Origin of the sequence: Neiella marina (assembly GCF_002165625.1) — a bacterium.
Classification (GTDB): domain Bacteria; phylum Pseudomonadota; class Gammaproteobacteria; order Enterobacterales; family Neiellaceae; genus Neiella; species Neiella marina.
Window position 1 is genome coordinate 81,376 of sequence record NZ_NGNS01000003.1, and the last position, 21,989, is coordinate 103,364.

General features: G+C 48.3%; 19 protein-coding genes. 10 read left to right on the forward strand and 9 right to left on the reverse strand.

The genetic code is table 11. From position 1 onward, the window contains the following. The first annotated feature begins 304 nt into the window (after nucleotides 1-304). The 3 genes from CBE68_RS03770 to CBE68_RS03780 all read left to right on the forward strand — a co-directional run bounded on the left by CBE68_RS03770 (nucleotide 305) and on the right by CBE68_RS03780 (nucleotide 4,205). The gene (locus CBE68_RS03770; RefSeq protein ID WP_087504729.1) at nucleotides 305-1,168 is read left to right on the forward strand and encodes a MurR/RpiR family transcriptional regulator; all 864 of its coding nucleotides are present in this window, start codon (nucleotides 305-307) and stop codon (nucleotides 1,166-1,168) included. 238 nt (nucleotides 1,169-1,406) lie between these two features. Then, nucleotides 1,407-2,843: a pyruvate kinase gene (pyk, locus tag CBE68_RS03775; protein WP_087504730.1), complete on the forward strand. Its 1,437-nt coding sequence runs from the start codon at nucleotides 1,407-1,409 to the stop codon at nucleotides 2,841-2,843. Nucleotides 2,844-2,984: 141 nt separating this feature from the next. Further along, on the forward strand, nucleotides 2,985-4,205 hold the full coding sequence (locus CBE68_RS03780) for a GGDEF domain-containing protein (protein WP_087504731.1): 1,221 nt from the start codon (nucleotides 2,985-2,987) through the stop codon (nucleotides 4,203-4,205). On the opposite strand, the gene CBE68_RS03785 is transcribed toward CBE68_RS03780, so the two are convergent. The 3 genes from CBE68_RS03785 to CBE68_RS03795 form a co-directional block, all read right to left on the reverse strand. Next, on the reverse strand, nucleotides 4,202-5,119 hold the full coding sequence (locus tag CBE68_RS03785; protein WP_087504899.1) for a DMT family transporter: 918 nt from the start codon (nucleotides 5,117-5,119) through the stop codon (nucleotides 4,202-4,204). The genes CBE68_RS03780 and CBE68_RS03785 overlap by 4 nt on opposite strands. Before the next feature lie 166 nt (nucleotides 5,120-5,285). After that, nucleotides 5,286-7,604 (reverse strand): acyl-CoA dehydrogenase, encoded by a 2,319-nt coding sequence (locus tag CBE68_RS03790; protein WP_087504732.1) that lies wholly within the window; start codon nucleotides 7,602-7,604, stop codon nucleotides 5,286-5,288. Continuing rightward, the gene (locus tag CBE68_RS03795; RefSeq protein ID WP_087504733.1) at nucleotides 7,601-8,263 is read right to left on the reverse strand and encodes a TetR/AcrR family transcriptional regulator; all 663 of its coding nucleotides are present in this window, start codon (nucleotides 8,261-8,263) and stop codon (nucleotides 7,601-7,603) included. The genes CBE68_RS03790 and CBE68_RS03795 overlap by 4 nt, the downstream gene beginning before the upstream one ends. A gap of 472 nt (nucleotides 8,264-8,735) precedes the next feature. On the opposite strand from CBE68_RS03795, the gene CBE68_RS03800 reads away from it, so the two are divergent. Together CBE68_RS03800 and CBE68_RS03805 are read left to right on the forward strand one after the other, a co-directional pair. After that, on the forward strand, nucleotides 8,736-10,553 hold the full coding sequence (locus CBE68_RS03800; protein ID WP_188708073.1) for a M2 family metallopeptidase: 1,818 nt from the start codon (nucleotides 8,736-8,738) through the stop codon (nucleotides 10,551-10,553). A gap of 143 nt (nucleotides 10,554-10,696) precedes the next feature. Continuing rightward, on the forward strand, nucleotides 10,697-11,851 hold the full coding sequence (locus tag CBE68_RS03805; RefSeq protein ID WP_087504734.1) for a Na/Pi symporter: 1,155 nt from the start codon (nucleotides 10,697-10,699) through the stop codon (nucleotides 11,849-11,851). Between the two features lie 38 nt (nucleotides 11,852-11,889). Here CBE68_RS03805 and argA read toward each other — a convergent pair whose 3' ends face one another. Then, nucleotides 11,890-13,212, reverse strand: coding sequence for an amino-acid N-acetyltransferase (argA, locus tag CBE68_RS03810; protein ID WP_087504735.1), 1,323 nt, complete (start codon nucleotides 13,210-13,212; stop codon nucleotides 11,890-11,892). Between the two features lie 191 nt (nucleotides 13,213-13,403). Between argA and CBE68_RS03815 the strand changes: the two genes are divergently transcribed. Next, nucleotides 13,404-13,949, forward strand: coding sequence for a DUF1415 domain-containing protein (locus CBE68_RS03815; protein ID WP_087504736.1), 546 nt, complete (start codon nucleotides 13,404-13,406; stop codon nucleotides 13,947-13,949). 87 nt (nucleotides 13,950-14,036) lie between these two features. After that, nucleotides 14,037-15,218, forward strand: coding sequence for a cystathionine beta-lyase (locus CBE68_RS03820; protein ID WP_087504737.1), 1,182 nt, complete (start codon nucleotides 14,037-14,039; stop codon nucleotides 15,216-15,218). A gap of 41 nt (nucleotides 15,219-15,259) precedes the next feature. Here CBE68_RS03820 and CBE68_RS03825 read toward each other — a convergent pair whose 3' ends face one another. Genes CBE68_RS03825 through CBE68_RS03835 form a run of 3 tightly spaced genes read right to left on the reverse strand, consistent with a single transcriptional unit; the run spans nucleotide 15,260 to nucleotide 17,891 of the window. Next, entirely contained in the window at nucleotides 15,260-16,540 is a 1,281-nt protein-coding gene (locus CBE68_RS03825) for a CinA family nicotinamide mononucleotide deamidase-related protein (protein ID WP_087504738.1), read from the reverse strand. A gap of 25 nt (nucleotides 16,541-16,565) precedes the next feature. Beyond that, nucleotides 16,566-17,030 (reverse strand): SixA phosphatase family protein, encoded by a 465-nt coding sequence (locus CBE68_RS03830; RefSeq protein WP_087504739.1) that lies wholly within the window; start codon nucleotides 17,028-17,030, stop codon nucleotides 16,566-16,568. A 9-nt stretch (nucleotides 17,031-17,039) separates the two neighbouring features. Then, nucleotides 17,040-17,891: a putative RNA methyltransferase gene (locus CBE68_RS03835; protein WP_087504740.1), complete on the reverse strand. Its 852-nt coding sequence runs from the start codon at nucleotides 17,889-17,891 to the stop codon at nucleotides 17,040-17,042. Nucleotides 17,892-18,014: 123 nt separating this feature from the next. Here CBE68_RS03835 and yciA point away from each other — a divergent pair, with 123 nt between their 5' ends. From yciA to CBE68_RS03850, 3 genes are all read left to right on the forward strand, one after another. Continuing rightward, nucleotides 18,015-18,419: an acyl-CoA thioester hydrolase YciA gene (yciA, locus tag CBE68_RS03840; protein WP_087504741.1), complete on the forward strand. Its 405-nt coding sequence runs from the start codon at nucleotides 18,015-18,017 to the stop codon at nucleotides 18,417-18,419. 138 nt (nucleotides 18,420-18,557) lie between these two features. Then, nucleotides 18,558-19,016: a GNAT family N-acetyltransferase gene (locus CBE68_RS03845; protein WP_087504742.1), complete on the forward strand. Its 459-nt coding sequence runs from the start codon at nucleotides 18,558-18,560 to the stop codon at nucleotides 19,014-19,016. Between the two features lie 15 nt (nucleotides 19,017-19,031). Then, nucleotides 19,032-19,433 (forward strand): hypothetical protein, encoded by a 402-nt coding sequence (locus tag CBE68_RS03850; protein WP_087504743.1) that lies wholly within the window; start codon nucleotides 19,032-19,034, stop codon nucleotides 19,431-19,433. Between the two features lie 39 nt (nucleotides 19,434-19,472). Here the strand turns inward: CBE68_RS03850 and CBE68_RS03855 are convergent, their stop codons facing one another. Further along, entirely contained in the window at nucleotides 19,473-19,781 is a 309-nt protein-coding gene (locus tag CBE68_RS03855; RefSeq protein WP_087504744.1) for a GNAT family N-acetyltransferase, read from the reverse strand. Nucleotides 19,782-19,872: 91 nt separating this feature from the next. Further along, entirely contained in the window at nucleotides 19,873-21,960 is a 2,088-nt protein-coding gene (gene fusA / locus CBE68_RS03860) for an elongation factor G (protein WP_087504745.1), read from the reverse strand. Between the last annotated feature and the right edge of the window lie 29 nt (nucleotides 21,961-21,989).

Sequence of the window (21,989 nt, forward strand, 5' to 3'; positions counted from 1 at the left end):
GCTGCGGTTAGTGACCTTAGTGAGCTTAGCTATAGTTGTTATCTAGATCTCACTGAACCACAAAAATTCCAGAAAATTACAATTAATTGATCAAGATTGTGTATTTACTACAAAAACCTGCCCTAGAATCTCGTAAATTCATGACTTCACGCTTACTTTTACGTAAATTTTTTACAAAACGTGAGCCAGATCTGAATAGTTACTACTAATCAGTGTCAGTATTGAACGTTTATTACGGAGTCATTTTACAAGGAACCCATATGAGCTTCATTGCATCATGTTGGGGTCGGACAGGCCAGGCATAATGAATACCCTTGATAAAATATCAAAACACTTAAACAGTTTCAGCAAATCTGAGCGAAAAGTTGCGGAAGTTATTCTTGCCGCGCCACAGACTGCCATTCATTCGAGCATCGCAACGTTGGCAAAAATGGCAGACGTCAGTGAACCAACTGTTAATAGATTCTGCCGTCGACTCGACACCAAAGGTTTTCCGGACTTCAAGTTGCACTTAGCGCAAAGCCTCGCCAATGGCACGCCTTATGTGAACCGTCATGTCGAAGAACAAGACGGTCCAGACGCTTACACATCAAAGATTTTTGAATCGACAATGGCCTGCTTAGATACAGCCAGACAATCTGTCGATACGGCACTGATCAATCGAGCCGTTGATATCCTTACCCAAGCCAATCAAATCTCATTTTTTGGCCTTGGCGCCAGTTCTGCGGTCGCTCACGACGCGCAAAACAAATTCTTCCGCTTCAACGTGCCAGTAATTTGTTTTGACGACGTGGTCATGATGCGGATGAGCGCAATAAATTCAACTGACGGTAATGTTGTTGTTTTATTCTCTCACACTGGCCGCACCAAGCACTTAGTAGACATCGCCCGATTAGCACGTGAGAACGATGCAACCGTGATTGGCATTACAGCAGCCGATTCACCATTAGCAAAAGAATGTCATTTGGTGTTATCCATGGATGTACCAGAAGATACCGATATTTATATGCCGATGGCTTCTCGCATCGCTCAGTTGGTGCTTGTTGATGTGCTTTCTACTGGTTTTACCTTGCGCCGAGGGAATAAATTCAGAGAGAACCTAAAACGCGTTAAAGATAGCCTCAAGGACTCTCGGCTAAATAAGGATGGCTTTAAAGCTGTCTTGTAATTTACGTATCGCCCGGTCTTTGCACCGGGCTTTTTCCAGATCATGTTTTTTTTCTGGAACCGACTACAATACAAATCACTTTTTGACCGATGCTGCAATATTTGAAAACTTATTTCAGCTATCGTGAATTGATTGCCAGAAATCAATGTTTTGGTTGTTTTTTTACAAAAATGTCAACAAAAGCTGTGGTAATATTTCGCCCGCTTCATAATCACACACCTAAATCTCGGAGCTAGCAATGCTTAGAAGAACCAAGATCGTTACGACGCTGGGACCAGCGACAGACCGTGATGGTAATCTTGAAAAAATCATTCGTGCCGGTGCTAACGTTGTTCGCATGAACTTCTCTCACGGCTCCCCAGAAGACCACAAAAAACGCGCACAGGATGTCCGTGAAATAGCTGAACGCTTGGGCGTTCACGTCGCTATTCTGGGTGATTTGCAGGGCCCGAAAATCCGCGTTTCAACTTTTAAAGATGGCAAAGTTCAACTGAAAGTTGGCGATAAATTCTGTTTAGACGCGTCAATGGAAAAAGGCGAAGGTCACCAAGATGCAGTTGGCCTCGACTACAAAGAGCTACCAAACGATGTTCATCACGGCGATATTCTGTTGTTGGATGATGGTCGCGTACAACTGAAAGTTTTAGACACTCAGGGAACAAAAGTTTTCACTGAAGTTACAGTTGGCGGTCCACTATCAAACAATAAAGGGATCAACAAACAAGGTGGTGGTCTTTCTGCCGCGGCGTTGACCGAAAAAGACAAAGCGGACATTAAAACAGCTGCTGATATTGGCGTTGATTACCTGGCAGTGTCTTTCCCTCGTAGTGGTGAAGATTTGCAGTATGCCCGTCAACTGGCCAAAGAAGCAGGCTTTGAGCCGCAAATTTGTGCCAAGGTGGAGCGTGCAGAAACCGTTAATACTGAAGCCGCCCTTGATGACATTATCTTGAACTCAGATATCGTCATGGTTGCGCGTGGTGACTTGGGTGTTGAAATCGGTGATCCAGAACTAGTTGGTGTGCAGAAGAAAATCATTTCTCGCTCACGTGCGTTGAACCGCGTTGTGATCACCGCGACTCAAATGATGGAGTCGATGATCACCGCGCCAATGCCAACTCGTGCCGAAGTAATGGACGTTGCGAACGCCGTTCTAGACGGCACTGATGCTGTGATGCTCTCTGCTGAGACAGCCGCTGGTGACTACCCAGAAGAAACCGTGCAAGCTATGGCTAAGGTAGCTGTAGGTGCAGAAAAACATCCTCGCGTGAACATCTCACGCCACCGTATGAACCAAACCTTCACCACTATTGAAGAAGCAATTGCGATGTCTGCTATGTACGCAGCAAACCACCTTGAAGGTGTCAAAGCAATCGTTTGTTTGACTGAATCTGGCCGCACTGCATTGATGACTTCGCGCATCACTTCTGGCCTGCCAATCATCGGTCTAAGCCGTCATCAAGCGACGCTGAACAAGTTAGCCTTGTATCGCGGTGTTGAGCCTATCTTCTTCGATAGCCGCCAAGAAACACCAGAAAGTGTTGCTCACGCCATCTTCAACATGCTGAAAGGCCGTGATTTGCTAGAAGCTGGTGACTTAGTGATCCTCACTAAAGGTGACATCATGGGTCAAGCTGGCAGCACCAACAACTGTAAAGTTATTCGCGTTAACTAAGTTAACCGTGCAACAACTGATAAAGGCGCCTTTTTGGCGCCTTTATTGTTTGTATGCCAAGCAGTTAGCGATGCGTCGCTTTTCAATCTACGGCGCCTGTGTAACTATGGTGACCTGTGTAGTTAAACCTAACGCTTTATCATGTTGCAGTTGTACCCATTTCTTTGGCCCCTGATCGTTGTAATTAGCCTGATTTGGGCCAGTCAGTTGCCAAGTCTATGGTCGAGCGAGTATCTCTCCGTTTATCAAGCAGTGCCCTACGGGCTCGGCGCTCTATTGGTTGCACTGTCGATTCCCTTTCGTCAAGGTCGAGTTGCGATCCTAGCCGTCATGTACATGGCTATTTTTGCCATCATCCAGATTTGGCTGCAACAACCGATGGAGATTGCATTTAGCCAGAAAGTATTCGTCATCATCGCCGTTGCTGTGCCTCTAAACTTAGCAGTGATGAGCTTCTGCTCCGAGCAGCCTCTGCTCTCTCCGCTCGGCATGATGTCTTTAGCCGTAGCACTGTCGCAGTTCCTAATCGCCTATTTGTTAGTCCAACATGAGGCTAGTTTCGACAGCTGGCTAGAATCTTGGTTGGCCGTACGACCTGTTAGTTGGTTGTGGCAGCCCATTAGTTGTTTGCTGATGGCCCTCGCCTGCCTGATGACTCTGGCTTGGCGCTACTACAAGTATCGACAAACGTTCGATTTAGATTTGGCGGTCACCATTGTCATTGCCACCTGGATGCTGGCTATGTTCGAACAAGCATATGTTTCAGCAACAGGTGTCATCGCCATGCAGCTTATTCTGTGTCGATCGTTCTTGAGTAGTAGTTATCGCATGGCGTTCTACGACGAACTGACGCAGTTGCCAGGCCGTCGCGCACTAGTCTCTGATCTGAAACATGCTAGTCGTAGCTATTGCATGGCTATGACGGACGTCGACCACTTCAAAAAGTTTAATGATACCTATGGTCACGATACGGGCGATGACGTACTCAAGTTGGTCGCCGCCAAGTTGGCCAACGTAACTGGCGGCGGCCGCGCATATCGGTTTGGTGGTGAAGAATTTGCGGTGGTATTTCGTAATGCCGAGCCCGCTGCTTGTGTGCCGCATTTAGAGGCATTGCGAGAGGCCATCGGTTGTTATGACTTAATCGTGCGTGATGCGTCTGCTCGCCCTGACAGCAACAAATTGGGCCGCCAGCAGCGTGGACAGAAACCGAAAAAGTTGAAAACCACCCACGTCACCATCAGCCTCGGCCTGGCTCAACGGCAAACGGGCGAAGACTACGAAGCGGTGATGAAACGAGCAGACCAAGCGCTTTATAAGGCAAAGGAGAATGGTCGCAACCGGCTCGAGTTAGCTGACTAAGTACGTTTGCCTAACGCCGCAACAATAGAACCAACAATCACCATAGCGGCACCGAACATAGCCAACATATTGAGTTGTTCGGCTTGATAATACTGTGGCAGCCACCAAGCTAAGATATCAATAACAACAATCGTAATGAGCGGCGTTATTGCCAGCACCGCACTCACCTTCGACGCCTGCCAGTGGTTCATTGCTTCAGCAAATGCGCCGTACGCAATGACCGTGTTCAAGCAGCAGAATATCAGCATTGCCCATTGCCAAGCATTCAATGCCAACACTTGCGAAGGTGTTGCCAAAAACAAGAAAGCAATACCGCCGAATAGATTAAACACCATCAACAACTGCACCGACGTAAAGTGGCGCAATAGGCCTTTTTGAATCAAGGCATACACCGCCCACGTAAAAGCGGCAAATACAATCCACAGCACACCCAAGGTATAACTGCCTAAGCCGGCAATTAGTTCAGCGGCGCGTTGGTTAAAAAACAGCATCAGGCCAACGAGCAAAGTAATGGCACCGAGCGATTGCCACATTGAAAACTGCTCTTTAAACCAAATAACACTGCCAATTAATAATAAAAATGGCGCTAACTGAATAATGACCTGGGCAGCTTTGGGTTCAAGGTAATCAAGCCCAATCAAATAGCCACCATAATTCAACGACAAACTCAGTGCTGCAACGAACACCCCAATGGCTATCGGACGATTGAACTGTCGGGCTGTTGGCAAGCCTCCTCGAAAAGACAACCAGCACGCTAAAATAAGACCCGAAGACATGAAGCGAAAAAAGGTAATGGTGTAAGGGTCGACGTCGGTCAAGACATCTTTCAGTGCAATGGGCAGCACTCCCCACATGATGCTAGTCAACATCGCTAACGAAAAGCCAAACACTGAACGGCCCGAAACTGTGTGCATGATCACTCCTTTGTGGAGGCGTTAGTCTACTCCGATCATGGCAATATCCAAGCAAAAAGCAGTGTTGCAAGCTTCACCTGGCCGTCAACTAGCAGTAACAGAATAAAAAAGCCGGTCTTACCAAGACCGGCTTATGGCATCAATGGTAACAGCAAAAAAGTCTCAGCTACGCGGCATCGTGAGTGTGCTGTTGTTGACCTGCCAAACTGCGCTCAGTATCAAACTCATCGACACCGATCGCATCAGCGGCCAAAGCGTATGCCTGGCTTAGCTGTTCAGCCTCTACTGCTGATATAACATTGTTTTCTAAAGCCAACCGCATTAACTCATCAGTAGCAAGTTTGACTGGCAACACGCCGCTGCGCTGCGCACCTTTGAGCTTTCTCTCAATATCCTTAATGTTGTACATGGCAATAAAGGCTTGTTCCATTAAACCGGTCGGATCGTCTTGGTTGTCACCAACAAAGCATAGATGAGTTAATCGCTCTCTCACCACACTCGGGGTCATGAGCATATCGGCAACTTGATTGATAATGGTGTCTGATGCAGGTGCAAAATGGTTACCGAGTGGAAACACACAAAGCTTCATAATTCGGCCAACAAAACGATTCGGGAAATTATTGAACAAGCCAGCAAACGCTTTACCAATCTCGTTTAGGTGCCGTTGCATCGCATAATGAACAAGGGGTAAGTCACCTTGTTGACGTCCATCATCCTCGTAATGTTTGAGCACCGCTGAGGCCATATACAAATGACTTAACACGTCACCGAGGCGTGCCGAAATCATTTCTTTACGCTTCAAATCTCCGCCCAACACCAGCATCGAAAAGTCAGCACACATGGCTAAACCGCGACTAAATCGGCTCAAGTGTTGATAATAGCGTTTAGTCTCGCCACTCACTGGCGCAGAGGCAAAACGTGAGCCGGTTAAGCCCATAAACAACGAACTTGCGACGTTGCCGGTAGCAAACAGAACATGTTGCGACAGCAGTTGATCAAACTGACGGAGTCCTTCATCAGGGTTTGGATTCGCCGCGGCTTCCATTTCTTTCAGAACATAGGGGTGGCAGCGCGTTGCGCCTTGGCCAAATATCATTAAGTTGCGAGTGAGAATATTAGCGCCCTCGACCGTGATCGAGATAGGGATCCCCATGTAGTGGTGACCTAGGTAGTTTTTAGGGCCAAGCTGAATGCCTCTGCCAGCGTGGATGTCCATCGCATCATTGATCACTTGACGGCCCATTTCAGTCATATGGTACTTGGCAATGGCAGTAACAACAGACGGACTAGTGCCTAAATCGAGCGCTCCAGCAGTCATCTTCCGCACCGCCTCGAGGCTATAGGTGAGACCACCGATTCGAGCCATGGCTTCCTGTACCCCTTCGAATTGACCGATAGGCAGTCCGAACTGGCGACGAACATAGCTATAAGCACCAGTCATTCTTGCTGATAGGTGCCCTGTGGCAGAGGCCAATGCTGGTAACGAGATACCGCGCCCGGCTGATAAGCACTCCACCAACATCCGCCAACCGCGACCAGCGTAGTCGGGTCCGCCAATGATCCAGTCAATAGGAATAAAGACGTCATTGCCGTAAACGGTGCCGTTCATAAATGCCAAGCTCAACGGGTTGTGTCGCTTTCCGATTTCAATCCCTGGATGTTCAGCTGGGATCAGAGCACAGGTGATACCGGGGTTGGTGTCACTGCCAATCAAGCCATCTGGATCGGATAGCTTAAACGCCAAACCTACGACTGTTGCTACTGGTGCCAATGTGATGTAACGCTTGGCAAAGTTAAGCCTGACGCCGAGCACCTCTTCGCCGTTGTGAATACCTTTACACACCACACCTGTGTCTGGAATTGCTCCGGCGTCAGAGCCTGCCTGTGGGCCGGTCAAGGCGAAGCAAGGTACTTCTGTACCGTTAGCTAAACCCGGTAGCCAGCGCTGCTTTTGCTCTTCGGTACCATAATGCATCAGCAATTCGCCTGGCCCAAGCGAGTTTGGCACCATCACAGTTACCGCCGCACTTAAGCTTCTACTCGCGATAGCGCTGACGATGGCACTGTTGGCGATTGCCGAAAATTCCAAGCCGCCATACTGCTTGGGAATGATCAGAGAGAAAAAGCCTTGTTGGCCCAAGTACTCCCAAACGGGCTTGGGTAAGTCATTTTGCTGTTGGACAATTTCGTAGTCATCCAACATGGCCAACAAAGTCTTCACTTGATTGTCCATAAAGGCTTGTTCTTCAGCGCTCAACTCTGGCTTCGAAATGCTAAGCAATTTTTGCCAATCAGGCTTGCCACTGAATAGATCGCCGTCCCACCAAGTATCACCGGCTTCCATTGCCTCTCGTTCAGTTTTAGATAACGGTGGCAACACTTTCTTAAACACACTGAATATCGGTTTGATGATTAGCGTACGACGAATATCGCCGACCAACAGTACGACCGCCAACAGAACCAGCAACATCATTATAATTGTCATTTTTTCACCCCATTATTCAGGCTGATGGTGCTCACTGGCGCTCCTACGCCAGCAGCTAGGAAAGGAACCAATCGACGAACCAATCCTTCGACGTCTAAGTTTTCATTAAATTCGCTACGCGCAATGTCTCGTAACGCTTCATTGGACGCCAAGGTGAAGACCACTGTGCCCAGGGTAAAGTGCATGCGCCAAAAGAACTCACTCGGCGATAACTCAGGGTTTGCTCGTTTTACCGCAGCCGTAATCTTGGTTAACACATCACCGTACTGGGTGGTCAGAAACCAGCGCAAGTGCCCCTGGCTATCGCTATAACCCCGCCCCAATAGCTGCATAAAAATATTGGTGCCACTGGCCCGGAAATTGTTCAGTGCCAGCATTGGTTCAACAAAACTATCGAACACTTGATGCAATGTCGGTTGTTGTTGCGATTGTAAGAGCTCATCCAAGGCGTCACTTAACCGCGGCATAAATTGTTCGAGGTAGCGGGCCAAAACAGCCTTAATCAGCGCTTTCTTGGAACCAAAGTGATAGTTAACCGAAGCCAAATTAACGTCAGCCTCACTAGTAATTAAACGTAGCGACGTATCAGCAAATCCTCGTTCGGCAAACAAGCGCTCTGCAGCATCGAGAATTTTGTTTTGGGTAGTTTGTCGACTCATAACCAAGTTCTAATTCAAACAGGTGTTTCAAATCTATGTTTGTTTTTTTAACCTGTCAAGCCTTGTTATGTACTGTAAATTAACCATACGGCGCATTACTTTTCATAATAAATACAGTAACTAAAAAGTTTTTTACCAATGATTTTCTGGTCTCACAAAGGACCTAAAAATGACGTGAATGTGACGAAATTTTCGTATATGTGTGATTGATCTCTAATCACATTACCACAAGCGAATAAATGCAAAACAAAATGAACTTTCGTGAACAATTCGAGTCATACACGTTAGCAAGAGGTAAACACCTTTTCCTACTTCCCTGACCCAGCGACCTGATCTGTCACCTTAGCGCTGGGTTTTTTTTATCTTTTTTGTACAACTATTGTTCGCCGATCTATTTGGCCTCTTTCAATTACCAAATTCATTCATTAGCATTTCAGCGCGACTACCGATGATAAAAAATATAGGGATAATCATGAAACTATTCACCACTGCCAAGCCGATAGCGCTAGCAGTTACAGTGTCACTAATGGCTCTAGGCTGCAGTGAACAGCCAACCAAGCCAACTGCTACCAAACAAGACGCAATTGATTTCGTTGCCGAAGCAGAAGCAACTCTCGCTGACTTGAGCGTTGAAGTAAGTCGTGCAGAATGGATCTATCAAACGTACATCACTGAAGACACCGCGTCTCTGGCTGCGGACGCCGGCGAGAGTTTTACCGCAACAACGGTGGCGCTAGCGCACAAAGCGGCAAAGTTTGATGACTTAGAGCTTCCAGATGAAGTTCGCCGTAAACTCGACAAACTGAAGCTTGCCCTAGTGTTGCCGTCTCCGTTGGACAAGGAAAAAAATGCCGAACTAGCGAAGATTGCTGCTGACCTTGGCGGTATGTATGGCAAAGGCAAATACATTACCAATGATGGCCAAGTATTGTCGCTGCCGGAGATGGGCCAAATCATGGCAAATTCCCGCGACGCTGATGAACTGCTCGAACTGTGGCAAGGCTGGCGTCAAGTATCGCCACCGATGCGGCCGCTTTATCAACGTCAAGTTGAGCTGGCGAACCAAGGAGCCCAAGGCCTAGGATTTGCCGATTTGGGTCAAATGTGGCGTTCAAATTACGATATGCCAGCGGATGATTTTTCCACTGAACTCGATCGCCTGTGGGGCCAGGTTAAGCCGCTCTATGATGCCCTACACTGCCATGTCCGAGCTGAACTCGGTGAGCACTATGGCACCGATCTTGTGCCGCAAGATCAGCCAATCCCAGCTCATTTACTGGGTAACATGTGGGCCCAAAGCTGGGGGAATATCTATGATTTAGTCGGTCCAGAAAATGCCGATCCTGGATTCGATCTAACCAAACAATTGGCCCATCATCAATACGATGAGCGCGATATGGTCAAAGCTGCCGAGGGCTTTTTCACCTCATTGGGCTTTGATCCGCTGCCAGAAACCTTTTGGCATCGCAGTCAGTTCATCCAGCCTCGCGATCGCGATGTCGTGTGTCATGCATCGGCCTGGGACTTGGACAACAAAGACGACATTCGGATTAAGATGTGTATTCAGCGCACTGGCGAGGAATTCGCAGTGATCCACCATGAATTGGGCCATAACATCTATCAACGCGCCTACAAAGAGCAACCTTACTTGTTCCAAGGCAGCGCCAATGATGGATTTCACGAAGCCTTAGGCGACACTGTTGCACTTTCGGTGACTCCGAAATATTTAAAACAGATGGGCTTAATCGAACAAGTGCCAGATGAATCGGCTGATTTAGGCCTGTTAATGAAAATGGCCCTGGATAAAGTCGCATTTATTCCTTTTGGCTTACTCGTCGATCAGTGGCGTTGGCAGGTGTTCTCTGGCCAAATAACGCCAGAACAATACAACCAAGCTTGGTGGCAACTTCGCGAGAAATACCAAGGCGTCAAAGCTCCTATTGCGCGCTCAGAAGCTGACTTCGATCCAGGTGCTAAATACCATGTTCCAGGCAACACGCCATACACCCGCTACTTCCTTGCCCATATCCTGCAATTCCAATTGCATCGCTCTTTGTGCCAGACGGCAGGTGATTCCGGCAGCATTCACCGCTGTTCGATCTTTGGCAGCGATGATGCGGGCAAGGTACTGGCGCAGGGCTTAGAACTTGGCGCCAGCCAACCATGGCAACAAACCCTTGAGGTGATGACCGGCTCCAAGGATATGGATGCAACCGCGATTTTGGATTACTTCGCACCGCTTAAAGTATGGCTTGACGAACAAAATCAAGGCCGTCAATGCGGGTGGTAAGCCCTTATCAATAAAGGCAAATCCAAGCTCGGCAAATGCCGAGCTTGGATTATTTGAATCGCCAAAATCAAGTTCAGCAACCGTTCAGTTTCGCCATCTAAAGTAGCCGCAAATCTTCTTTCGAACTTTGCGGATACAACGACATGAACGACTCACAAGCGCTACAACAACCACCGAATCAACCACCTCGCCAATGGCGTCAATGGCTAGGCATAGCGCTAGCCGTATATATAGTTCTACTGGCGGTTAATTCAATTGGCGATGGTTTCAAATTCCTCTCTGGCGGCTCCCAAGGTGCCGAACAGATCTTCGCTTTTGCTACCCATCCAATCGCCGCTTTGTTACTTGGTGTGGTCGCCACATCGCTGGTGCAATCATCAAGTACAGTGACCTCGGTAATCGTCGGTTTAGTTGCAGGTGGCTTACCTATTTCAATGGCGATTCCGATGATCATGGGGGCAAATATTGGCACCACCATCACCAATACCATGGTCAGCCTCGGTCATCTTCGCCGCGGGCAGGAATTTCGGCGCGCGTTTGCTGCTTCAACCATTCATGACTTTTTCAATTGGTTGGCGGTGATCATTCTACTGCCGTTAGAACTGATGACTGGGTTTCTGGAAAAAACCTCCACGGCACTGGTCAGCGCATTTATGGGATCGGACAATCTGTCGATGAGTGGCCTTAACTTCATGAAACCCTTATTAGCACCGGGCGAGTCCGTTATTTCTTTCGTGTTGTCATGGTTACCTGAAAATGGTCAAGCAATGGCTCAAATCATCTGTGGTATCGGCCTGATTCTGCTGGCGGTAACTGGACTCTCAAAACTGCTACGCTCGGTGATGGTTGGCAAAGCCAAGGACATTCTGAAGCGGGCTCTGGGGCGGGGTCCATTGTCTGGAATTGCATCAGGCGCCGCGGTCACCGTGTTAGTCCAATCATCGTCAACGACTACTAGCTTGATCGTACCGCTTGTCGGCTCTGGCACCCTCAAGTTACGAGAAATCTACCCCTTTACCCTTGGTGCCAATATTGGCACGACAATCACAGCCATATTAGCGGCCACGGCAATCACCGGAGCCACAGCTCAAGCAGCGATGACAATTGCAATACTGCATCTACTATTCAACTTGCTCTCTACTGTGGTTATTTACGGCATCCCAGTGCTTCGCAACATTCCGCTGCGGTGTTCAGAAAAGCTAGCCCAAGCCGCCGCCAGTCCAAGACAGTGGGTCGCCGCAGGTTATCTAGGAACAGCGTTTTTTGCCCTACCGGCAGGTATTCTTAGTATTACTTAATACGAGATAGACAAAAGCCCGGCATCACCGGGCTTTTGCTAGTGCAGATCCATCAATAACACTTTTGACTTGCGCTGCAAGTTGTACAGCTGCTGTTTACTCGGCGGCAAATCGCTGACATCAGCCATCACAAAACCATGTTCTAAGAACCAGTGAATACTGGTGGTGGTCAACGCAAAGATCTGCTCGCAGCCCATGTGTTTAGCTCGTTGTACTGCAGCTTTAAGTAGCACCTCTCCGCGTTGTGCGGCTCGATAGGTAGGGTGAATAGCTAGGCAGGCAAATTCGGCACACTTGTGCTCAAGAAACGGATACAGTGCAACGCAACCGATGACCAAACCATCGCGTTCGACAACATTGAAATGTTCAATTTCGGTTTCCAACTGCTCCCGCGAACGGCGCACCAGTATGCCCTGTTGTTCCAGTGGCCGAATCAAGTCCAAAATACCGCCAATGTGCGAAATGTCGGCTGAAATCATTCGCTCGGCGCTTTCGATCACCAGCTGAGTACCAATACCATCGCGAGAAAAGAGTTCCTGCAACAGCGCGCCATCGTCTTTATAACTCACCAAGTGGCAACGATTGACGCCACTGCGACAAGCGCGAATTGCGGCGTTAAGAAAGTTATGTGCCGCTGGGCATGCATAAACTTGATGTTCTGGTTGGCGCAAGACATTTTCTGCTTGGCGCGGCAGCAACTCCGCAATGACTTGCTGTTGCTCGTCTAAGATTCCCGGCAACTCAGAAAAGCCGATCATTTTTTCCGCTTTCAGGCGAATGGCAATTTGAGTGGCGATTTCTTCTGCCGTCAAGTTAAAGCTTTCGCCAGTAACTGATGCCGCAATTGGGCCGTGAAGGACGATATTGTTGCTTTGCAGTAGTTGCTCGATACATTCAACATCAATGCGACGAACTCGGCCGCTGTGACAGTGATCGATGCCATCAATCACGCCAATGGGCTGGGCGATAACGAAATTGCCCGTAATAACATTGATATCTGAGCCCTGCATCGGCGTGTTGCTCAAACTCATCGACAATCGCGCCATAATATCGAGCTGCATGCTGCCGGTGATCTGCTTGACCTGCTCCAATACGTCGCTGTCGGTAATTCGAACCTCGTTGTGATACTGCGCATCAATGCCCTGTTTTGCCATTGCACGGTTAATCTGCGGTCTGGCACCGAACACCAATACCAATTTAATGCCCAAGGTATTTAACAACGCGATGTCGTTAAGAATATTTCGAAAATTGGGATGGTCGACAGCTTCACCACCGAGCATCACAACAAAAGTTTTACCGCGGTGGGCATTAACGTAGGGTGCAGAGTGACGGACTCCGCCGACGAGATCTGTGGTGCGCACTAGCCTTTCCTGTATCGTGCTATAAAGATAGGGGCTTAGTATGCCTGTCAGCCTCGATAAAGCAATCGATGACAAACGTTATCTCGGTAGCAAGTTATTGATCCATGCGATGAATATCGACGTTATTCGAAATACAATAGCTTGAACACAGCGCCACGACCAAACTATTAATGCCCTGATGGTTAACAAAAATGATTGAATCAATACGACAGGAAGTCGAGCAATGGCTTAAGGATGTTGTGATTGGCCTCAACCTGTGCCCATTTGCTGCCCGCCCTCACCGTTTAAACCTAATCGATATCATTGTTTCGACGGCGACCGATGAACAACAACTGCTACTGCAACTTGATGATGAAATGCGCCGGCTATTGGCTGCTCCAGTCGATGAATTGGAAACCACCATCATCGCCGTACCTAACATGTTGCAACAGTTTGACCGCTACAATGATTTTTTGGACTTAGCAGACGCACTGCTGGAACAACAAGGATTTGCTGGCCAATTACAAATTGCCAGCTTCCACCCCCAATATCAGTTTGTTGATACTGAGCCTGACGACACTAGTAACTTAACCAATTGCTCTCCCTACCCATTACTGCATTTAATTCGCGAGCAGAGCCTAACTGACGCGCTGATGAACTACGCCGACCCCGACAAGATCCCAGAGCGAAACATTGCCAAGTTAGAACGATTGAGTTGGGAGCAGTTACGTCATTACTTTCCATACATATTTAAATGACAGCAGGCTAATCATTGCAAACGGCTTGAATACTGCAATCAATGTGTTACAACCCTAATCACTTTTCCCCGTCACAAGTGAACAGGAATGACTAGCAAGCACAAAGCGACAACTGTGGTATCGGCCGGCCGCGATCCGAAATGGACCAAAGGGGTGGTCAATCCGCCAGTTATGCGCGGTTCAACGGTCGTATTCGAGTCAGTCGCACAAATGAAACAAGCGACCGGTAATCGCGCTAATCAAACGTTGTTTTATGGCCGTCGCGGCACTGAAACTACCTTTGCTTTTGCTGATGCCATGACGCAACTGGAAGGCGGTGCGGGTTGCGCTGTTTACCCTTGCGGTACCGCTGCCATATCTGGCGCCTTGCTATCGTTCTTAAAGGCTGGCGACCATCTGTTAATGGTCGACACTGTCTATGAACCGACTCGCGACTTTTGCGACAAGATGTTAGCCAATCTCGGTATTGAGACCACCTACTATGACCCGATGATCGGTGACAACATTGAATCTTTGCTCCAAGCCAATACCAAAGTGGTGTTTACCGAATCGCCCGGCTCAATCACCATGGAAGTACAAGATGTACCTGCAATTGCTGAGGTCGCTCATCGCCATGGCGCCATTGTGATGCTCGATAACACATGGGGAGCTGGGGTCCTGCTCGATGCGTTCTCGTTAGGTGTTGATATCAGTATCCAGGCAGCCACTAAATACATCGTTGGGCACTCCGATGTCATGCTCGGTACGGCGGTGGCGACAAAAGAATTTTGGCCACAACTGCGCGAAAACAGCTACCTACTTGGCCAATGTACGTCACCCGATGATTTATATTTGGCTTTGCGTGGACTTCGGACTCTCAATGTTCGGATGCAGCAGCACCAAGAAAATGCCTTGAAACTGGCCAATTGGTTAGCTGAGCGACCTGAAGTCGACCACGTCCGCCACCCAGCCTTTGCAAGCTGTCCGGGTCACCAAGTCTGGCAACGAGACTTCAGTGGCTCAAACGGTCTATTTTCGTTCGTGCTCAAACAAGGCCATCAACAAGCAACGACGGCAATGCTTGATGGCATGCAGCATTTCAAAATGGGCTATTCATGGGGCGGCTATGAGTCACTGATCCTTGCCGTTTACGGTATTGAACGTTTGCGCACCGCCACTCAATGGCAAACAAACGGGCCACTCATTCGACTCCATGTTGGCCTCGAGCATGTTGATGATCTAATTGCTGATTTGGAAGCAGGCTTCGAGCGTTTTAACGCCACGCTATAAACAAACCAGCGACAACGGCCCATCTTCGTGGGCCGTTGTCATTAAACCATGTCACTCTCCACTCGCTGAATGCCAGAGTAATTGGCAAACACCTCTATTCCGGTCAAGTGACGGCGCAGCATATCCAACGCAATCGCAGCACTTTGTTTTCGAATCATCGAACGCCCACGATTTTGCAGTATCAATAATTGCCGGTACGTGTTTGTAGGCGTTTTTAATGCAAAGGCGACAGTCCCCACGGGTTTATCGGCAGTAGCGCCCGTTGGCCCGGCAATACCACTGGTTGATACCGCATAATCAGCTTCGCTGGCAGCCGCTGCGCCAATAGCCATGGCCCCCGCAACTTCCTTGGACACCGCGCCGAATTGCTCCAACAGATCCTCGGCAACGGCTAAGTCGGCCATTTTTGCAGCGTTACTGTAAGTGACATAGCCACGGTCGAAATAGCCAGAAGAGCCTGCTTCGGCCACCAACCAGTCGGCAATCATGCCACCCGTACAGGACTCTGCGGCGGCCAAACGGAGCTGCTTTGCTAACATCAAATCCTGAATACGCTGCGCCAAACTGCTTTTACCAGCAACAAAGACGTAATCACCGAGTTTGTCGCTAATGGTCTTTAGTACCTGCTCTAACACATCGTTTTCAGTGTTTGCTGGCACACTCAATTTGATTTCAATCGTTGGCATCGACGAGCGGTAACCAAGCGTTGCCCCGCCCGGCAACGTCACATCATCCAATAAATCGGCGAGTAGCGATTCACTCAACCCGACGGTCAACCAACGATGCAGTTGGGGTGTTATTTGCTGCGCTTGAGCCAATAGCGATGGGATGACTTGTTCATCAATCATGCGCTTAAATTCATGAGGTACGCCTGGCGTGAACATTAGCCGACATTGATTATGGCGAATAGCAAACCCACATGCAGTGCCAACAGGGTTATCGATCATCTGCCCAGAGGCTGGAATCATCGCTTGCTTCAAATTCGACACCGGCATCGAACGATTCAGTTGCGCATAATATTGTTCAAGCTTTTCGCGCCACTCAGGTAGTTCACGCAAGCCTTCGTCATTGAGTTTAGCGGCAGCTTCGGCGCTCAAGTCATCACTGGTTGGCCCCAAGCCACCATTGACAATACAGGCATCGCTGCGCTCGGAGGCTAACCGAAAGGCATCAAGCAGTGATGACATATCGTCACCAACCGTAATATGCCAGCTAAGTTTCAAGCCTGCTTCGGACAGCCGTTGCGCTAACCACGCTGAATTGGTGTCAACGATATCGCCATTTAATATTTCTTCCCCGGTGCTGATCAGGGCAATTCTCATTGTGTTACTCCATTAAAATGAGCAATTAAGTATTCTTTGGATAATCAAATTCGAACAATTCACTGGCATCTTTAGTGATGCCAAACTTTGCCACTGCCAGCGTTGGGAAGGCCTCAATCTCGTGCCCAGCTAAGGTTTCACTGAGCTCATGAATGCTAGGGTTGTGGCCGACAAGCCAGATCACCGATTCGTCGCGTTGTTTTAGCAATGCCAACATATCTTGGGCATCGCCGGGATAAAGCCTAGGTTCAACCAACAAGATTCGCGGCTCAAGTTGCATTGAAGCAATCAAACTGCCGGCCGTGGTGTAGGCTCTAACAGCTGGCGAGCACAAAATAATGTCTGGCTTGCTGGACAACAAAATATCACGCTGGGCCATGGTTTCAGAGGCCTGATAGCCTCTGACATTGAGTGGCCGTAAATGATCAGCAACATCGTGTCGCCAACTTGATTTGGCATGGCGAATTAACAAGATTTGTTGGTTCATCATTGGTAGCTCTTATTGCTTGTCGAGCAAGGTTAACAGTCGAAATTGCACATCCAACGTTACTTCCAACTGTTGCAAGGACGCCAGTTTCGATCTGTTTGCTGCAGGCGCACGAAAGAAGTGCGGCGTCATCAACGCCAGAGTTTGAATTTGCTGTTGCGTTAACCTTGCCTTAAATGGTGCCAGCGGCTTGTGCTCAGACAGCTCGAAACCAGCATCTAGCGCAGGTTCAGCGCACCAGTCTTTGTATGGCTTTAAATCGTCATAGAGAATCGAACGAAGCTCAACTAAATGTTGTGGTCCGGCATCAACCAATAGCAACTTGCCACCAACTGACAGGGTCCGAGCAAATTCGGAAAACACCGGAAAGCCAAACATACACAGCATGACATCGAGGTAGTTGCTTTCAATGGGTATGTTTTTGCTACTTGCAACCAGCCAGCGGATCGCTTTACTGCGCTTGGTTGCTGCTTGAACCGCCCACTTGGAAATATCAAACCCGATGAAATCAAGATCCACTTCATCGCTTAGTTGCGAGGCAACTTGGCTAAGATAATAGCCTTCGCCGCAACCGGCATCAGCGACCCGCAGAGGTCGCTGAGTGATACTCGGTAATGCCGCCAAATACTGTTGTAGTTGCTGGGCGACAGGTTGATATGCACCACTGTCTAGCAACTCTCGCCGAGCCTTGACCATTTCTTTACTATCACCGGGGTCAATCGAGCGTTTTTGTTGAACTGGCAGTAAGTGGCAATAGCCCTGCTTGGCAAGATCGAAACTATGCCCGTTGGAGCAACAAAGTCGACCTTGTTGTGAGGACAACCTGGCGCCATCCAAAGGGCAAACTAAACCGTCTGATTTCACGTGTTTTAAATCCCAAAATGTTTCGCCCGTAGTTTAGCCGCAGCAGCCGATGCAAAGCAAAACAATGACTTCATGATGAAAAGTGATATATTTCACAGTAATTTTGATGGAGTAGGAAAAATCATGGACAACAACAATCCGCAAGGCGAGCTACTATTGCGTACCTTGGCAATGCCAGCTGACACCAATGCTAATGGTGATATTTTTGGCGGTTGGATCATGTCGCAAATGGATATTGCCGGTGGCATCATGGCAAAAGAGGTGGCAAAAGGCCGAACCGCGACCATCGCCGTCAACAGTATGAAGTTCATCCAACCGGTAAAAGTTGGTGATGTTGTGTGCTGTTACGGTCAGATTGAAAAAGTAGGCAACACCTCAATGACACTGGCGTTAGAAGTTTGGGTGAAGCCGGTACTGCGAGAGCATGGTGTTGACGAGCACTTCTTGGTAACAGAAGCTTGTTTTACCTACGTTGCCATCGACTCGAGCGGTAATAAACGAGAAATCCCCAAGGATTATTCCATCTGATTGATGTTTTTTAACCACATCCTTATGCGTAAACAAAAAACTCTCGGTTAGATCGCAATAATAAGCTTGTACCAAACTTAAAACTCATTAACCTATGGGCCGATTGTTTTCGCAACTTGTAAATGGACTTGACCACTCATGTCTGAGCTTCGCTTTGAAGTATCCGATCCCTCATCGAAGTTAGCAACGGAGCTGCTACGTCAATTCAAGAATGAGGTGAATAATCGTTACCCTGACGAGTTAGTCCGCGATATTGATATCGACGACTTTATTACCCGTGGTGGCGTATTTCTTATTATTTACAACGGCCAAGAAGTCGCTGCTTGTGGCGCGTTTTATCCCCTAAGCAAAACTGATATTGAGCTGAAGCGCATGTACGTGCTGCCTGATTACCGGGGCAAAGGTTTGGCTCGTCGACTTATTGCACACTTAGAAGACATCGGCCGTACCCAGGGTTACAGCAAAATGTTGCTTGAGACCGGACGCCGTCAACCTGAAGCCATTGGCTTATACTTGAGTGAGGCCTACCATGAGGTCGACCCATTCGGTCAATATGTTAACGATCCAAACAGCATTTGTTTTGAGAAGCCACTGTAACTCCCACTCCTGCATATGACTCACATCGCCAACCTGCTATTGGTTTTGATTACCGCAGCTGCGCTACAAACGTTGGCAATGCTGCTAACCAATCACACTGTTGATGTGGCGTTACCAGCTTGGTTGTTTGATCAATTTGGATTCGACTTTGGCAATTTTATTGCTGAGTTGGCAACCTACCTGCTGCCTTGGCTGATCCTTTCCGCCGTTGTCACTATTCCGCTTGTAACGTTCACCAAGGCATTCGCAACGACCGCCGGTATGCTGGTGTTTATTTGTCTAATTGGCCTTGACTACGTCGGCCCTCAGCAGCTTGATATTGTCTCCGATAGCATCTGGCACAGTATCCCAACCCTATTGGCATGGGCCTGCCCTATTATCACCTGCTGGCTTCACCGCTTGTGGCTAAAAAGTTGAAACAGCCACTGACAAAAGTTGCCGTGGGCTTGGTTTGAATTAGTTGTGCTTGGCGATTAAATGTTGAAGCTGGTCGCTCCGTTCTAGTTTTTTGGCAATGTAACTGCAACTTGGAATAATCTGCCATTGTTGCTGTTCAGCTAAACTAATCAGCGCATTGAACAGTAGGCCGGCAATCCCCTGTCCCTGATGATTGGGCGATACCACGGTGTGATTCGCATCGATTACACCATTATTGGGGCCAATAAACGTTAGTTCGCCAACACCTTCTATCACCAAACGGCCGTGCGTTTCTGCCAACTCCGTTGTGACGTCTGACACCGAGAATAGTTTTTGTTGGTCGCTCATAACAACCTCCTATCGCTGAGCTTATACCCAAAAAAAGAAAAAGCCCCGAAGGAAACCTTCAGGGCTTTTTAGAATAGATGAAGAAGTCAGATTACTTCTTGTCTTTCTTCTCTTTCTCAGCAGCAATTACAGCTTCAGCTACGTTCGCAGGACATGCGGCGTAGTGGCTGAATTCCATTGAGAACTGACCACGGCCAGAAGTCATGGTACGCAGGTGGCCGATGTAACCGAACATTTCAGACAGCGGTACGTCACCTTTAATGCGAACGCCGGTAGCGCCAGCTTCTTGGTCTTTAATCATGCCGCGACGACGGTTCAAGTCACCGATTACGTCACCAACGTGGTCTTCTGGAGTGAACACGTCAACTTTCATGATTGGCTCAAGAAGTTGTGGGCCAGCTTTTGGCATTGACTGACGGTATGCACCTTTTGCTGCAATTTCAAACGCTACAGCAGAGGAGTCAACGGCGTGGAAGCCACCATCAAACAGTTCGATCTCAACGTCCAACAATGGGAAACCAGCCAGCGGGCCTTCTTCCATCATGACCTTGAAGCCTTTCTCAATTGCTGGGAAGAATTCCTTAGGAACGTTACCACCAACAACAGTAGACTCGAACTTGAAGCCAGAGTTTTGCTCACCTGGCTTGATACGGTAATCAATCTTACCGAACTGACCAGAACCACCAGACTGCTTCTTATGGGTGTAGCTGTCTTCGACTGCTTGAGTGATGGTTTCGCGGTAAGCAACCTGAGGCTGACCAACAACCAACTCAACACCGTAAGTACGCTTCAAGATGTCGACTTTAATGTCTAAGTGAAGTTCACCCATGCCTTTAAGGATGGTTTCACCAGAATCTTCGTCAGTTTCAACTTGGAACGATGGATCTTCTGCAACCATTTTACCGATAGCAATACCCATCTTCTCAACAGAGCCTTTGTCCTTCGGCGCAACAGCAATCGAGATTACTGGCTCTGGGAAGATCATTGGCTCTAGGGTACAAGGGTTCTTCGGATCACACAGCGTGTGACCAGTTTGAACATTCTTCATACCAACGATGGCGATAATGTCACCAGCTTGAGCAGTAGTCAGTTCTGTACGGTCATCAGCGTGCATCTCCACCATACGGCCAACACGCTCAGTTTTACCCGTTGCAGAGTTAAGGATGGTGTCACCCTTGTTCAATACACCTGAGTAAATACGGATAAAGGTCAATGCACCGAAGCGGTCGTCCATAATTTTGAACGCCAACGCACGTAGCGGCTCATCAGCAGATACGATGGCTTTTTCGCCAGTCGGCTCACCAGTTTCTTCGTCAGTCAAATCTTGTGGATCAACTTCAGTTGGGCTTGGCAAGTAGTCAACAACTGCATCCAGAACCAACTGAATACCTTTGTTCTTAAACGCAGAACCACAGTAAGTTGGGAAGAACGCCATGGTACGAGTACCTTCACGGATACAACGCTTGATGTCTTCCAAAGAAGGCTCTTCACCTTCCATGTACGCCATCATCAACTCGTCGTCCATTTCTACCGCAGTTTCGATTAGCTCTTCGCGGTAAGCGGCAGCATCGTCAACCAAGTCAGCTGGGATATCAGTGATTTCATAGTTTTCTGGCTGGCCAGAATCATCCCATACGTAAGCTTTTTGGCTTAGTACATCAACAACACCAACGAAATCGTCTTCTTCACCGATTGGCAAGGTCATTACCAGTGGGTTGGCACCCAAAACGTTTTTGACCTGGTCAACAACGCGGTAGAAGTTTGCACCCAAGCGGTCCAACTTGTTTACGAAGATCAAACGAGATACTTCAGATTCGTTCGCGTAACGCCAGTTGGTTTCTGACTGAGGCTCAACACCACCAGAACCACAGAATACACCAACACCACCGTCAAGAACTTTCAGAGAACGATAAACTTCAACAGTGAAGTCAACGTGACCTGGGGTATCGATGATGTTTAAACGGTGGTCTTTCCAGAAACAGGTAGTCGCAGCTGACTGAATGGTAATACCACGCTCAGCTTCCTGTTCCATGAAGTCAGTAGTTGCTGCACCATCGTGCACTTCACCGGTTTTGTGGATCTTACCGGTCAGTTTCAAAATACGTTCTGTAGAAGTAGTTTTACCCGCATCTACGTGGGCAAAAATACCGATGTTTCTGTACTTTTCTAAATCAGCCATTGTCTTACTCAGTTGGTCATGAGCCTAAA

Bases quoted from the DNA above. Each gene is read 5' to 3' on its own strand.
- CBE68_RS03770 (WP_087504729.1), top strand. From the start codon at position 305: ATGAATACCCTTGATAAAATATCAAAACACTTAAACAGTTTCAGCAAA.
- pyk (WP_087504730.1), top strand. From the start codon at position 1,407: ATGCTTAGAAGAACCAAGATCGTTACGACGCTGGGACCAGCGACAGAC.
- CBE68_RS03780 (WP_087504731.1), top strand. From the start codon at position 2,985: ATGTTGCAGTTGTACCCATTTCTTTGGCCCCTGATCGTTGTAATTAGC.
- CBE68_RS03785 (WP_087504899.1), bottom strand. From the start codon at position 5,119: ATGCACACAGTTTCGGGCCGTTCAGTGTTTGGCTTTTCGTTAGCGATG.
- CBE68_RS03790 (WP_087504732.1), bottom strand. From the start codon at position 7,604: ATGACAATTATAATGATGTTGCTGGTTCTGTTGGCGGTCGTACTGTTG.
- CBE68_RS03795 (WP_087504733.1), bottom strand. From the start codon at position 8,263: ATGAGTCGACAAACTACCCAAAACAAAATTCTCGATGCTGCAGAGCGC.
- CBE68_RS03800 (WP_188708073.1), top strand. From the start codon at position 8,736: ATGAAACTATTCACCACTGCCAAGCCGATAGCGCTAGCAGTTACAGTG.
- CBE68_RS03805 (WP_087504734.1), top strand. From the start codon at position 10,697: ATGAACGACTCACAAGCGCTACAACAACCACCGAATCAACCACCTCGC.
- CBE68_RS03815 (WP_087504736.1), top strand. From the start codon at position 13,404: ATGATTGAATCAATACGACAGGAAGTCGAGCAATGGCTTAAGGATGTT.
- CBE68_RS03820 (WP_087504737.1), top strand. From the start codon at position 14,037: ATGACTAGCAAGCACAAAGCGACAACTGTGGTATCGGCCGGCCGCGAT.
- CBE68_RS03825 (WP_087504738.1), bottom strand. From the start codon at position 16,540: ATGAGAATTGCCCTGATCAGCACCGGGGAAGAAATATTAAATGGCGAT.
- CBE68_RS03830 (WP_087504739.1), bottom strand. From the start codon at position 17,030: ATGATGAACCAACAAATCTTGTTAATTCGCCATGCCAAATCAAGTTGG.
- yciA (WP_087504741.1), top strand. From the start codon at position 18,015: ATGGACAACAACAATCCGCAAGGCGAGCTACTATTGCGTACCTTGGCA.
- CBE68_RS03845 (WP_087504742.1), top strand. From the start codon at position 18,558: ATGTCTGAGCTTCGCTTTGAAGTATCCGATCCCTCATCGAAGTTAGCA.
- CBE68_RS03850 (WP_087504743.1), top strand. From the start codon at position 19,032: ATGACTCACATCGCCAACCTGCTATTGGTTTTGATTACCGCAGCTGCG.
- CBE68_RS03855 (WP_087504744.1), bottom strand. From the start codon at position 19,781: ATGAGCGACCAACAAAAACTATTCTCGGTGTCAGACGTCACAACGGAG.
- fusA (WP_087504745.1), bottom strand. From the start codon at position 21,960: ATGGCTGATTTAGAAAAGTACAGAAACATCGGTATTTTTGCCCACGTA.